Here is a 12,360-nt window from a genome sequence, read left to right as displayed (position 1 = left end):
CCCACCCCGGATCACTCGGCTCACACCGCGTGAGCTGCGGCCCGAGGTGCGGGAGTTCCGGTCCGCCCCAGCGCGGCTCGCAGCAGTCGCACATAGCGGTTCCAGCGCGCCGGGGTGCGCACGGATCCGGTGAGTTCGAATTCGGCGCGATCGAGCAGATCCTCGATCAGCGCATCGTGCAGCCAGCGCACGGCCAGTGGCCAGAGCAGCCGGAACCGGCCGCCGAGCCGGGCCGCCAACTGATGGACCAGCAGCGTCTCGCCGTCGGCGTCGAGGATCAGGAATTCATGGCAGCCCTCGACGTCCGTCGAGCCGAAGACACTGTCGAATCGGCAGTTCAGCCACCTGCCCGGCTGATATCCCTGCACCGTGTAGCGGACCACGCCGTGGCCTCCGGACGCGCCGACCGACAGCGGCCGGTCCAGCGCCACGGGCGGCCAGGAGTCGCTGGGCCACAGTGCGTCGTGCGGACCGGCGAGCGTGTCGAGTAGAGCTCCCGCCTGCGCGGCAGGCACCGGAATGCGGCGGGTGTGGGTATTGAGCACGGCCATCGTGAATCACCCTCTCGGCCGGACCCGCGGGTCGCGGCCGGTTCGATATGGAATGTTCCCTCTATATCGAATTAGAGCATATATTCCATATCAACACCATGGCGCTGGCCGTGAGCCGGGACACGGGGTGCGCGAGAGTCAGCTCGAAGCGGTGCGATGCTGCTCGGCGGCGAGGAAATGCGCTGTGTCGCTGGTGGATTCATAGAGTGCGCGATAGTGCCGGTAGTACTGCCCATACAGTTCGGTGTGTGCCGGATCCGGCTCGACCGTGGTGACCACCGGATTCCACCGGGTGGTGTCCACCCCGGCAGCCTCGGCGGCGAGCATGGCGTCACCGAGGCAGGCGCCGACGGTCTCGGCCGGGAGCTGCTGCGGCAAGCCGGTGATATCGGAGACGATCCGCGTCCACAGACCGCCCTTGGTGCCACCCCCGACCGCGACCAGCCGGTGCGCCTGGCCACCGGCCTCTGTCATCGCCTCGAGATTGTGCCGCACGCCGTAGCCGATGCCCTCGAGCGCCGCGCGATAGAGCTCGGCGCGACCGTGCGTCAACGTCAGTCCGGCGACGATGCCGCGAGCGTCCGGATCGAACAGCGGCGTGCGCTCACCGGCGAAATAGGGCACCACGATCAGCCCGCGACTGCCCGCCGGAACCTGGCCCGCCTCGGCGACCAGATCGGTGAAATCCCCGCCGACCAGGCGGCGCAACCAGTCGGTCACCGCGCCGGAGGTGGCCATACCGGCCGCGAGAGTGTATGTGCCGGGCCAGGTTCCGCACGTGCCCCACAGACCCGGATGCGGATGCGGATCGGTCAGCACCTGCACCAGGAACATGGTGGTGCCGTACATCACCATGGCGTCCCCGGGCGCGCGCACCCCGACGCTGGTGGCCTCGGCCCAGGCGTCGATCGTCCCGGTGGTGACGGGCAGACCGACCGGAAGTCCGGTCGCGGCGGCCGCGGTCCGGCTCACCTGCCCGACGATCTCGGTGGGCCAGCACAATTCGGGCAGTTCGAGTCCGGGCGCGACCGAATCCGCCCAGTCCGCGGCCCATTCGCGGCGGCGCAGATCGTACATCGGCACGCACTGGCTCGCCGATTGGTGATCGAGTACGTAGCGACCGGTGAGCCGATGCACCAGAAAGGAACTCGCCATCAAGAACATGCGGGTGCGGGCGTAGATCTCCGGCTCGTGCCGCGCCAGCCAGCGCACCTTCGGCCCTACGGCCTGACTGGTGAGCGGCGAGCCCGAACGCGAAAGTACCTGTTCCGCACCCAATTCCGCGTTCAGTTCCGCGATTTCGGTGGTTGCGCGAGTGTCCACGCCGTAGAGGATGGCCGGACGCAGCGGAGTTCCGGTGGCGTCGGCGGGCAGCAGACACGGACCGATACCGCTGACCGCCAGCCCGCGAACGGATTCCGGCCCCGCGGCATCGAGCAGTTCCCGTGTGACCGCGACGAAGTCGGCCCACCACACCGTCTCCGCATCGTGTTCGACCCACCCGGGCCGCGGCGTCGAAACACCGTGCACCCGTTCGGCTCTGGCCACGATCGTGCCATCCGCGGCAACCAGCACACCCTTGGAACCCGAGGTGCCGATATCGATCCCGAGAAACATCAGCGCTCCCCTTCCTCGCATGCCCGGACACATCGTCCCGATCCCGCGCGGATCAGTCGGCCGACGCCACCAGAATTACAGGTCCACGGCTCGGTCGGCCGCAATTCTGTCGAACTCGGCGCAGATTGCACCTCGAGGGATTGCACGTACACCCGCCGCTCGGCTTGCATACCGAACAATGGGGACGAATCTCGCACGCCCGGGGATATCGAGACGGGCCCGGCGCTCGTTCAGGTCGGGTCGGCGAAATGCAGGGGTGCGATGTGCACGCCACCCTGGCCCCAGCCCGCAGTCGTGATCCACCAGTCGCCGTCGTCGGTGACGATCTCGGCGGCGTGGGCATCGACGTGGCCGACGCGGTCCTGGACGCGAAAGTGCAGCGGATCGGAGCTGCGGAACACGTCGGTGCCGACGTAGTCGGGGCGCGGGCCGACGAACAGATACCAGAAATCGTTGTGCCGCACCACGAATGGCGATTCGGTCGGTCCGGCGCCGGTGCCGGTGGCCGGATCGGTGTAGGCGATCGCGCGCTCGCTCCAGTGCACGAGATCGGTGCTGGTGCGGTAGGCGACCACATGGTTGCCACCCGCCGGTTCGCTGGTCGCGCAGTAGTACATCACCCAGCGGTCCGCCAGGCGCAGCACCATCGGATCGCGGGCGTCGTAGCCGTCGCGGAACACCGGGCCCTGCGGATGACGTGTCCACTGCCGCAGATCGGTGGAAGTTGCCAGATTCATCGCGGTTCCGGTGCGGTCCTCGCCGCCGCCGTCGTAGAACATGGCGTAGCCCGCGCCGCCGTCGACGACGTACGGGGCCCACAGATGCGTCTCGCCGTACTCGCGGTCGACATTCAGCGCGGGCGGCTGCTTCGTCCACGGACCCAGCAGATGTTCGGCGGTCGCGTGCGCGAACTGCGTCTCGTCCCACGGATCGGCGGGCTCGGGGTGGGTGATCCCGAACAGGTGCCAGAGCCCGGCCCCATCGCGAATCACGGTGTGGTCGTTGATGTACCACGGATGCGTCTCGCCGTCACTCGGATCGTAGATACGCCGGAAGGGGCCTGCGGTCACCTGCATACGGCTACCGTGCCGCCTCCACCGAACGGGTACACGCCGACACGCCGTCGGCCCTGCGGTGGGAGGAATCCGCGTTCGTTCGGGTACCCGGTCAGCATGGCAGGACATCCGCGCCGGACTGCGTTCCTGGGAACGCTGATGATGCTGGTCGCCTTCGTCACCGGGCTGTGGGTGCACGAACTGCCGACGACCGCGCTGCGAGTGAGCGCGTACGTCCTGCTGTTCCTGCTCGCCGCCCTCGGATTCGTGCTGAGCTTCCGCGACTACTCCTGACGCTCAACGTCTGCGGATCAGACCGGCGAAGCCCGCTCCCATCAGCATGAATCCGGAGATCAACGCGAATCCGTTGGTGACCCAGGAGTGCAGTGCCACCTGCCAGGTGGAATCGATCGACGGTAGATCGCCGATCAGTCGGAAGGTGTCGTCCGGGAACAGGATGTGCAGAATCCCCGGGAACACGCCGTACACCAGCCCGGCCGCGAAGGTGCCCGCCGGGGAGAACGCCGCCATTGCCGCCACCAGCATCAATATCACCGAACCGACGATGATCTCACCGGCCGCGGTCCAGCGGTCCGTGACACCGCCGATGATCACCCAATACCGGATGTCCGCGCCGCCCTTGGCCGCGAAGGCGATACCGATCGGCGTCACCACCAGCCCGATCAACACACCGATCACGGTGCGGCCGGTTACGCCATGGCTCTGGAACTGCGCACCGGGCGGCGCCCAGCCCGGGGGTGACTCGAACTTGTTCGGCATCGCCCGTCCTCCCTGCTCCCGCGGTGCTCGAGGGCTCATCGCCTCTCCCGCACCCATTGTCGCGCCCGGCGCCTGAATTATCCTCGCGGACGCCGAAATCCTTTGCGCGACGACTCGCCGGGTTGCGGACGGTTAGCATCGGATATGCCCGATGCGATCTCACAGCCCCCCGACATCGCCGGAGTGCGCCGCAGCCACATCACCGCCCGCGGTGTGCGATTCCACGTCACCGAGGCGGGCCCGGCCGAGGGCCGCCCGGTCCTGGTATTGCACGGCTGGCCCCAGCACCACTACGCCTACCGGCACCTGCTCGCCGACCCGCCGCCCGGACTGCGGATCATCGCGCCGGATCTACCCGGCTACGGCTGGTCCGGACCGGCGCCGCACCGCTGGTTCAAAGAAGAGGTCGCCAGTGATGTGCTGGCCCTGCTGGATTCGCTGACCTCCGACCGCACGCTACTGGTCGGTCACGACTGGGGCGGGTACATCGGATTCCTGATGGCGCTGCGCGAACCCGAGCGGTTCTCCGGATTCGCACCGCTGAACATCGTGCACCCCTGGCAGACCCCGCGCACCCTCGCACCGCACCTGTGGCGATTCCTGCTGTATCAACCTCTCGTCGCGGCACTGGGTATGCCACTGCAACAGCACACTCCGTTCCTGAACCAGCTGTTCCGGCTCGCGGTCGCCGACTCCACCGAATTCACACCGGATGTGGTGCACGCCTATACCGATCGTTTCCGCGATCCGATCCCCGCCCGCGCGGCCACCGACACCTACCGCACCTTCCTGCTGCGCGAGGTCCCCGCACTGCGACGCGGTGAACGACGTCGCGCCACCCTCCCGATCCGCGCCCTGTTCGGTACCGCCGACGGCGCCATCCACCGTTCGCTGGCCGCCGCCGAAACCGCCGACGCCACCGACTACACCGTCGAATACGTCCCCGGCTGCGGGCATTTCATCCCCGAGGAACGTCCCGACCTGGTCCGGGCGCACCTGCTGGCCCTGGCCGCCGAAACCGCCTGAGCGCGAGAGCGCGACCCCGGCTCGGGCGGTTGTCGCCGCCCGAGCTGCCGCCGTACCGGTGTGCCTTCCGGTGCGAATACCGCTGTCGGTCAGAGACTTCGGATCACCAGGGGTCTGGGCTCGGGTAGGGAGGAGCGGCGGATGTGTCCGTGCGGGCGTTGCCGGCCGATGCGGGTCAGTGCGGCGCGGAAGCGGGCGGCCACCGCGGCGGTGGGCAGCTCGTCCCAGGTCCAGCGGATGACGTGAAACCCCGTGCTGCGCAGGGCATCCTCACGTCGGCGCTCGGCCGCGGCGGTGTCCGACGAATCGTGCCCGGGGTGTGACCGGCGGCCGTAGCGAGTGCGGCCGTCGAACTCGCCGACGACGCCCGTGTCACCGAAATAGAAGTCGACCCGGCCCAGGAATCTGCCCTCGGCGGTGAAGACGTCGCCCTGCGACTGCGGTATCGGCAGACCGAGTTCGCGCAGCATCACCCGGCTGCGCGACTCGCCGACGCTCTCGCTGTGCGGATTCAGGAAGTTCGCCACCTGCCGTGCTCGATCGATACCCCGACGGCGACCGGCGGCCGCCAACTCCACCTCGAGATCGGCTGCGGTGACACCGTATTCACGAGCCAGCCAGTCGCCCGCGACAACCGCGGACTCGAACGGAACCGTGCGACCCAGATCGACGATGGTGCGCGCGGGGGTGCTCAGTACCAGACCGCCCACCTCGGCCACGGCGTCGATCGGCGCGCAGTGCACCTTCAGATCCGGCTTGATCCGACCGCCGTTGCGCCGGTTACGGGTGACGCACAGGCGGTCCATCGGCGCGGCCCAGATCGGCGCGCCGTAGAGCGCCGCCGCCGACTGGTGACTCACCACCGCGTCGGCCGCCATATCGGGCAATACCGCCGCGGCCAGAATGCGATGGCGGGCAACCACATCCAGTTCGGCGTAGACCGCCTCCTCGGAATAGATCCCGCGCCGCAGCCGCCGCCACCGCCCGCCGGTGCACATTCGGCGGATCTGATCGTCGGTCACGCCTCGGGCGAGCGCGTCGCGCCGCCGATGGATCCGGGCCTGCTCGTCGGACGCCGAACACGGCTGCACGGCGGCGCGGTCATGCGGCGCGGCGACCTCTCCCCCATCGTCTTCCACGGTCACCGGACCGAACGGCGGACGACAGCCCGGACTCGTCGACAACCCGGCGGGACGAGCCGGCCGATCGCCCGGACGCGGGCCGGATCCGGAACCGAAAACCGGATGCAACCTCGTGACGCTCATCGGAGATCGGTCTCCGGGCGCGAGCGCCGCGTGGGGCGCGAGGTGAACCGCTCACAGAGCTCACCGTGCCGGAGGACGGGGCGTACCCGCGGTGTGCGAGAGCTGATTCCGTTCCGCCACGAGGTGCGGCAACCTGGACAATTCTTCACGCTCGAACCTCCCCATACGAATTGAGTCGAACCGGGTTTGTTCTAGTTCGACGCGAGGTGGCTCGATCCGGTTCCATAGTCATTTGACCAGGTCACAGCCGCACCCGCTGGCATCATTCGCATACTTCGCAGCCCGGCCGAAACCGTGCGGATTCGGACACAAGGTGCGGCCGGTCAGCGCCCGACTCGGCACGATGCGAAGTCTTGGACGGTGTACAGACGACCAGTTCGCGCGATCCCGTCGCCGACGCAACCGATCGCCGACCCGCACCCTTTACCGACACCCGCACTCGAAGCAGGTTCTCCGAACGGGTGCACGCCCCGGCATCGGGTGCGTGTGCCGCCGGGCGGTGGAGTGTGTCGGTGGGGTCGGGCACCATGGTCGGCGTGACTACAACCGACCTGCGTGAATCCGCCGAGGCACTGCTGCGTGACCTGGCCGGGCCACAGGCTCGCCTGCGAGAGGACCAGTGGACCGCCATCGATGCGCTGGTCCGGGAGCGGCGGCGAGCCCTGGTCGTACAGCGCACCGGCTGGGGTAAGTCGGCGGTGTACTTCATCGCCGCCAAACTTCTGCGCGCGGCGGGCCGCGGGCCGACGGTGATCGTCTCGCCACTGCTCGCGCTGATGCGCAACCAGGTCGCGTCGGCTCGCCGGGCGGGTGTCGTCGCCGCGACGATCAATTCCGGCAACATGACCGAGTGGGACGATATCCACGCGCAGGTGGCAGCCGGTGCGGTCGATGTCCTGCTGGTCAGCCCGGAACGCTTGAACAACCCCGATTTTCGCGATGCGGTCCTGCCCGAACTGGCCGCCGACGCCGGACTGGTCGTGATCGACGAGGCCCACTGTGTCTCGGACTGGGGTCACGATTTCCGGCCCGACTACCGCCGGATCCGCACCCTGGTCGCCGACCTCGGCGACGATGTGCCGGTCCTGGCCACCACGGCCACGGCGAACGACCGCGTGGTCACCGATGTGGCCGGTCAGATCGGTACCGACACACTGGTTCTGCGCGGCACCCTGGACCGCGAATCGCTACACATGTCCGTCGTCCACATCGAGGACGCGACCGCACGCACCGCATGGCTCAGCAGATATCTGCACGAGCTTCCCGGCTCGGGCATCATCTACACCCTCACCGTGGCCGCGGCCCACGACCTCGCGGACGTCCTCGGCTCGCACGGCCACCGGGTCGGCGCGTACACCGGCCGGACCGATCCGGCCGAGCGGGAGGTGCTCGAACAGGCCCTGCTCGACAACGAGGTGAAAGCACTGGTGGCGACCTCGGCCCTGGGCATGGGTTTCGACAAGCCGGATCTTGGTTTCGTCGTGCACATCGGCGCGCCGTCCTCGCCGATCGCCTACTACCAGCAGGTGGGCCGCGCGGGCCGCGGCACCGCACGCGCGGAGGTCGTGCTGCTGCCCGGTCCGGAGGACAGGCGGATCTGGAGTTACTTCGCCTCCGTCGCCTTCCCGCGCGAACATATCGTCCGTGCCGTCCTGGACGCGCTGGATTCCGAGCGCCCGCTGTCCACTTCCGCACTCGAACCGCTGGTCGAGCTGAATCGCTCCCGGCTCGAGATGGTGCTCAAGGTCCTCGATGTCGACGGGGCCGTGCGCCGGGTCCGAGGCGGCTGGCTCGCCACCGGCCAACCGTGGACCTACGACACCGAACGCTACGAGCGCCTGTCCCGAGCGCGCGAAGCCGAGCAGCAGGCGATGATCGACTACCAGTCGAGCACCGAATGCCGCATGAGTTTCCTGCGCCGTCAGCTCGACGATCCGGCGCTTCCGGCACTGTCGGGAGCCGTCGCCGATGCACACGACTGCGGACGTTGCGACAACTGCACCGGCACCCGTCCCGATACGACGGTCGACACCGCGGATCTGGCCGCCATCCGCACCCGCCTGGACCGGCCCGGTATCGATCTGTCCCCACGCAAGCAGTGGCCGACCGGTATGGCGAAACTCGGAATTTCGCTGTCCGGCAAGATCACCGCCGGTCCGGCAACCGGCCGGATACTGGGCCGACTCAGCGATCTGGGCTGGGGCCAACGCCTGCGCCCCCTGCTCGACGGCCCCGATGCCCCGGTCCCCGATCACATCGTCGAGGCCTGCATCGCCGTCCTGCGCGACTGGGACTGGGAGCAACGCCCCACCTCCGTCCTGGCCATGGAATCGCCCACCCACCCGAAACTCACCGCCGACCTGGCCGCCCGCCTGGCCCACATCGGCCGCCTCCGTGACCTGGGCACCCTGCACATCCGCCCTGGCCGCCCGCCGGTCTCCGCCGCCAACTCGGCCCACCGGGTAGCGGCCCTGCACGATTCCTGGGAGATCCCGCCCCTCGACGACCTCGACGGCCCGGTCCTGCTCGTCGACGCCCTCACCGAGACGGGCTGGACCCTCACCCTCGCCGCCCACACTCTCCGAGCCGCCGGAGCCCCCGCCGTCCTCCCTTTCGCCTTGGCCACCCCCACCTGACACGTCCACGAGCCCGACTTTCCCGAGCATCGGCAGCAACCGAATCGACGGGTGACAGCCCGATTTCGAACGCCCGGCCGGAGGGACGATTCGGCACGGGCCGAGTACTCGGCCGGACGAACCCGCGAGACGCGGCTGTGGTTCGCCGTCAGCGCTGACCGGCCCCGGTGACAGTCGAGCATGGCGAGTGGGCATGTTCACGTGCGGTGAGCGTGATCGAGTCGCTATCGTCGGTCGGGTGGCCAGTAAGTCTGCCTCGCCGGCGGTGGAGTTGCCGGTCGGTGAGCATACGGTGCGGGTGTCCAACCCCGATCGGGTCTACTTCCCCGAGATCGGGGCCACCAAGCTGGATCTGGTGCAGTACTACCTCGGGGTGGGCGACGGGATCGTGAATGCGCTGCGGGATCGGCCCTGCATGTTGCATCGGTTTCCGAAGGGGTTGCCGGGCGGGAAGGTACATCAGAAGCGGCTGCCCGCCGGAGCGCCGGACTGGATTTCCACTGTGCGCGTGTATTTTCCGCGTTACGGGCGGCATGCCGACGAGCTGTGTGTCCGTGAGCTCGCGGACATCGTGTGGGCCGTGCAGATGTCCACCGTGGAGTTCCACCCGTGGAACTCGCGCCGGTTCGACACCGAGAGCCCCGACGAGTGGCGGATCGATCTTGATCCGATGCCCGACTGCCCGTGGTCACGGGTACAGCGGGTTGCCGGGGTGGTGCATGAGGTGCTGGACGAGATCGGTGCCGTCGGCTGGCCGAAGACCTCCGGGGGTAAAGGGCTGCACGTGTACGTCCGGATCGCGCCGGAATGGGGTTTCGCCGACGTGCGCAGGGCCGCACTGGCATTCGCCCGCGAGGTGGAACGCCGCGCGCCCGACGACGTGACCACCACCTGGTGGCGCAAGGACCGCGATCCCGCACTGCTGTTCGTCGACTACAACCAGAACGCCCGCGACCACACCATCGCCGCCGCCTACTCGGTGCGCGGCGTCCCGGAGGCGACCGTCTCCACCCCGGTGCGCTGGAACGAGATCCCGGATATCGAACCCCGCGACTTCACCATCGCCACCGTGCCCGCCCGCTACGCCGAACTGGGCGATCTGCACGCAGGCATCGACGACGCGGTCTTCCGGATCGATCAGCTGCTGGAATGGGCCGATCGCGAACCCGTCGACCTGGACGAGGACACCGCCGACGCCGAATCGGACGCATCCGGCTAACGTCGGATCCGACCGGCCCCGGACATCGCACAGGAGACCTCATGACGGCGACCCCCATCGCGCTCGGACCGACCCGCACTCCGCTGTTGGAAGGCGCGATCACCGGGGCCGGGGGCGCACTGGCCGACCTGGACGCCGCACGGGCCCTGATCTGGGACGCGGGTCCGGAGGGATTCCCGGAACATCTGCCCGAGAACATCGAATGGGTGCAACTGTTCTCCGCGGGCGTCGAGGAGTGGTTCGACACGCCGATCTTCGACCGGCACCCGAACGTCCTGTTCACCTCCGCGGCAGGCGCTTTCGCCAGGACCGTGGCCGAACACACGCTGATGCTGCTGCTCGCGGGTGTGCGCGCACTGCCCGAACATCTCGCGGCCCGCACCTGGCGCCGGCAGGAACTCGGCCGGAGCATCGGCACCCTGCGCAACGCTACGGTGGCCGTCGTCGGCGCCGGGGGCATCGGCCGCGAACTGATCACCCTGCTGGCCCCGCTCGGTTCCCGGGTGATCGCGGTGAACCGTTCGGGCACCCCGGTCGACCTGCCCGGTGTGGTGGAAACCCTTCCCGCACAGCGGCTCCCGGAGGTCTGGTCACGCACCGACCACGTGGTGATCGCCGCACCGGCCACCCCCGGCACCCGGCATCTGCTCGGCAAGGCCGAACTCGCCCAGCTCAAACCCGATTCGTGGGTGATCAACATCGCCCGCGGCAGCCTCGTGGACACCGACGCGCTGGTCGAGGCGCTGCGTGCGGGCACGATCGGCGGCGCCGGGCTGGACGTGACCGACCCCGAACCGCTGCCCGAGGGCCATCCGCTGTGGGATCTGCCCAATGCCCTGATCACACCGCACGATTCGAATCCGCCGCAGCTGCGCACCGTCGCCTTCGCCGAACATGTCGCGGAGAATGTGAGCCGTTTCACCCACGGCCGGGAGCTGATCGCCGGTATCGACGTCGCGGCGGGGTACTGACCGGACGGTTACTACTCGGCGTCCTCGGGATCGACGAATTCGAGTCCGGTGACCATATCGGGCAGGATGCGCACGAGATGTTCCCGCGGCCCCGGCAGCCACGGCTGCAGCAGCCCGCGGCAACGCTCGATCTCGTCCGGATCCTGCACCGGTTCGGCGGAACCGGTCACGATCACGCACCACCCGCGGCGGGTGTTCTCGTCGATGACATCCGCCTCGTACGCGACCATCTGCCGCTCGGCCGACAGCGCCGCGGCGCGATTGGCGTGCACCACGATCGTGTCACCGTCGACGATGTGATTGACCGGGCGAATGATGGGTAATGCGTAGCGCGCGAACACGATCCGCCCGTATCGCACCAGCCCCAGTCGTCGCAGCGACTCGGCGGAGGTCAGATCGCGCGATGCCTGCGGTGCCAGGGCATCCATATCGGCGATCATTCCCGCACCGTGCCCACCGCCCGGGGGCATGCCGGATCCACCCGACTGCCCGGGGTATTCCTCGGCTCGGTTGTCCATTTGCGCTATCTGCCCCGCTGATCATGAACCTGTTGTTCCGGGTCACCACAAGATTCCCGCAATCGGCAACGATCAAACCCATCCCAGGCCACGCGCACGGAAACGGTGGGCGAACAGCACTGCCTTTCCTCGGCCCTGCCACTGCCTCACTGTCCGGCAGCGCGCGGCGGCAGGATCTGTTCCGGGGGCGGGACCGGCGTCGTCCGGCGAACCAGCTCGGCCCACTCGTCCGCCAGGGCGGCCAGCAGGGACCACGCGGTATGGATGCGTTCGTCGCCGATGTCCTCACCGCCGCGCAGCAGTGCGACCGCGCGCACCTGAGCCGCGGCCATCGCGTCCACGACCGCGCCGAGCGATTGCGGAGCCGGACGCCGGGTGTGCGTGACCACGGCGATCCAGTCGTCGATGTGGGCGACGATTTCGGCACGGCGACAATCGATCCCGGCGGTGCGCAGGGGCGATTCCCGTCGGGTCAGGTGGAGTTCGGCGAGTGCGCGGGCCCAGCTCGTGACCGGATGGGCGTCGGGTTCCTCGCCGATGTGCCCGCAGAAAGCAGCGAGCAATTCGTGCCAATCCGGCAGGCGGGCAGCGGAATCGCCGCCCTGCCACTGTGCCGGATCGTCGGGTTGCGGTACGTACATGACGTGTACCTCCAAGACCGCGGCGAGCCGGTCCGGCGGCCTGCGTGCCCCGCAGGCAGTACCTCGCCCACCTTCACTACG

Annotated in this window: 12 protein-coding genes; 5 read left to right on the top strand and 7 right to left on the bottom strand. The window is 68.7% G+C overall.

All coding sequences use genetic code 11. From position 1 onward, the window contains the following. Positions 1–20: 20 nt before the first annotated feature. The 3 genes from K7711_RS17830 to K7711_RS17820 form a co-directional block, all read right to left on the bottom strand. Positions 21–551: an SRPBCC family protein gene (locus K7711_RS17830; protein WP_222970544.1), complete on the bottom strand. Its 531-nt coding sequence runs from the start codon at positions 549–551 to the stop codon at positions 21–23. Between the two features lie 138 nt (positions 552–689). After that, positions 690–2,168: an FGGY-family carbohydrate kinase gene (locus K7711_RS17825; RefSeq protein ID WP_222970543.1), complete on the bottom strand. Its 1,479-nt coding sequence runs from the start codon at positions 2,166–2,168 to the stop codon at positions 690–692. 230 nt (positions 2,169–2,398) lie between these two features. Continuing rightward, a complete protein-coding gene (locus K7711_RS17820; protein ID WP_222970542.1) occupies positions 2,399–3,244 on the bottom strand; it encodes a glycoside hydrolase family 32 protein in 846 nt (281 codons plus the stop codon). A 96-nt stretch (positions 3,245–3,340) separates the two neighbouring features. On the opposite strand from K7711_RS17820, the gene K7711_RS17815 reads away from it, so the two are divergent. Next, complete coding sequence (locus K7711_RS17815; RefSeq protein WP_222970541.1) at positions 3,341–3,517, top strand: hypothetical protein; 177 nt, start codon at positions 3,341–3,343, stop codon at positions 3,515–3,517. A gap of 3 nt (positions 3,518–3,520) precedes the next feature. On the opposite strand, the gene K7711_RS17810 is transcribed toward K7711_RS17815, so the two are convergent. Then, on the bottom strand, positions 3,521–4,003 hold the full coding sequence (locus K7711_RS17810; protein ID WP_040820301.1) for a hypothetical protein: 483 nt from the start codon (positions 4,001–4,003) through the stop codon (positions 3,521–3,523). Between the two features lie 144 nt (positions 4,004–4,147). Between K7711_RS17810 and K7711_RS17805 the strand changes: the two genes are divergently transcribed. Further along, positions 4,148–5,029, top strand: coding sequence for an alpha/beta fold hydrolase (locus tag K7711_RS17805; protein ID WP_222970540.1), 882 nt, complete (start codon positions 4,148–4,150; stop codon positions 5,027–5,029). Between the two features lie 89 nt (positions 5,030–5,118). On the opposite strand, the gene K7711_RS17800 is transcribed toward K7711_RS17805, so the two are convergent. Further along, entirely contained in the window at positions 5,119–6,294 is a 1,176-nt protein-coding gene (locus K7711_RS17800; protein ID WP_235747359.1) for a PDDEXK family nuclease, read from the bottom strand. A 527-nt stretch (positions 6,295–6,821) separates the two neighbouring features. On the opposite strand from K7711_RS17800, the gene K7711_RS17795 reads away from it, so the two are divergent. The 3 genes from K7711_RS17795 to K7711_RS17785 all read left to right on the top strand — a co-directional run bounded on the left by K7711_RS17795 (position 6,822) and on the right by K7711_RS17785 (position 11,120). Continuing rightward, positions 6,822–8,930: a RecQ family ATP-dependent DNA helicase gene (locus tag K7711_RS17795; RefSeq protein WP_222970882.1), complete on the top strand. Its 2,109-nt coding sequence runs from the start codon at positions 6,822–6,824 to the stop codon at positions 8,928–8,930. 238 nt (positions 8,931–9,168) lie between these two features. Further along, the gene (gene ligD, locus K7711_RS17790; protein ID WP_372460152.1) at positions 9,169–10,149 is read left to right on the top strand and encodes a non-homologous end-joining DNA ligase; all 981 of its coding nucleotides are present in this window, start codon (positions 9,169–9,171) and stop codon (positions 10,147–10,149) included. A 41-nt stretch (positions 10,150–10,190) separates the two neighbouring features. Beyond that, the gene (locus K7711_RS17785; protein ID WP_222970539.1) at positions 10,191–11,120 is read left to right on the top strand and encodes a D-isomer specific 2-hydroxyacid dehydrogenase family protein; all 930 of its coding nucleotides are present in this window, start codon (positions 10,191–10,193) and stop codon (positions 11,118–11,120) included. Positions 11,121–11,131: 11 nt separating this feature from the next. Here the strand turns inward: K7711_RS17785 and K7711_RS17780 are convergent, their stop codons facing one another. Both K7711_RS17780 and K7711_RS17775 read right to left on the bottom strand, forming a co-directional pair. Continuing rightward, complete coding sequence (locus K7711_RS17780) at positions 11,132–11,638, bottom strand: pyridoxamine 5'-phosphate oxidase family protein (protein WP_218008755.1); 507 nt, start codon at positions 11,636–11,638, stop codon at positions 11,132–11,134. Between the two features lie 146 nt (positions 11,639–11,784). Continuing rightward, positions 11,785–12,279 (bottom strand): DUF4254 domain-containing protein, encoded by a 495-nt coding sequence (locus K7711_RS17775; RefSeq protein WP_222970538.1) that lies wholly within the window; start codon positions 12,277–12,279, stop codon positions 11,785–11,787. Positions 12,280–12,360 lie beyond the last annotated feature (81 nt).

Source organism: Nocardia coffeae, from assembly GCF_019890715.1.
GTDB classification, from domain to species: Bacteria; Actinomycetota; Actinomycetes; order Mycobacteriales; family Mycobacteriaceae; genus Nocardia; species Nocardia jiangxiensis.
This window is presented reverse-complemented; position numbering and strand designations above follow the sequence as displayed.

What these genes read in the sequence shown, in the direction of transcription:
- K7711_RS17830 (WP_222970544.1), bottom strand. Translation starts at nt 551, where the DNA reads ATGGCCGTGCTCAATACCCACACCCGCCGCATTCCGGTGCCTGCCGCG.
- K7711_RS17825 (WP_222970543.1), bottom strand. Translation starts at nt 2,168, where the DNA reads ATGTTTCTCGGGATCGATATCGGCACCTCGGGTTCCAAGGGTGTGCTG.
- K7711_RS17820 (WP_222970542.1), bottom strand. Translation starts at nt 3,244, where the DNA reads ATGCAGGTGACCGCAGGCCCCTTCCGGCGTATCTACGATCCGAGTGAC.
- K7711_RS17815 (WP_222970541.1), top strand. Translation starts at nt 3,341, where the DNA reads ATGGCAGGACATCCGCGCCGGACTGCGTTCCTGGGAACGCTGATGATG.
- K7711_RS17810 (WP_040820301.1), bottom strand. Translation starts at nt 4,003, where the DNA reads ATGCCGAACAAGTTCGAGTCACCCCCGGGCTGGGCGCCGCCCGGTGCG.
- K7711_RS17805 (WP_222970540.1), top strand. Translation starts at nt 4,148, where the DNA reads ATGCCCGATGCGATCTCACAGCCCCCCGACATCGCCGGAGTGCGCCGC.
- K7711_RS17800 (WP_235747359.1), bottom strand. Translation starts at nt 6,294, where the DNA reads ATGAGCGTCACGAGGTTGCATCCGGTTTTCGGTTCCGGATCCGGCCCG.
- K7711_RS17795 (WP_222970882.1), top strand. Translation starts at nt 6,822, where the DNA reads ATGGTCGGCGTGACTACAACCGACCTGCGTGAATCCGCCGAGGCACTG.
- K7711_RS17785 (WP_222970539.1), top strand. Translation starts at nt 10,191, where the DNA reads ATGACGGCGACCCCCATCGCGCTCGGACCGACCCGCACTCCGCTGTTG.
- K7711_RS17780 (WP_218008755.1), bottom strand. Translation starts at nt 11,638, where the DNA reads ATGGACAACCGAGCCGAGGAATACCCCGGGCAGTCGGGTGGATCCGGC.
- K7711_RS17775 (WP_222970538.1), bottom strand. Translation starts at nt 12,279, where the DNA reads ATGTACGTACCGCAACCCGACGATCCGGCACAGTGGCAGGGCGGCGAT.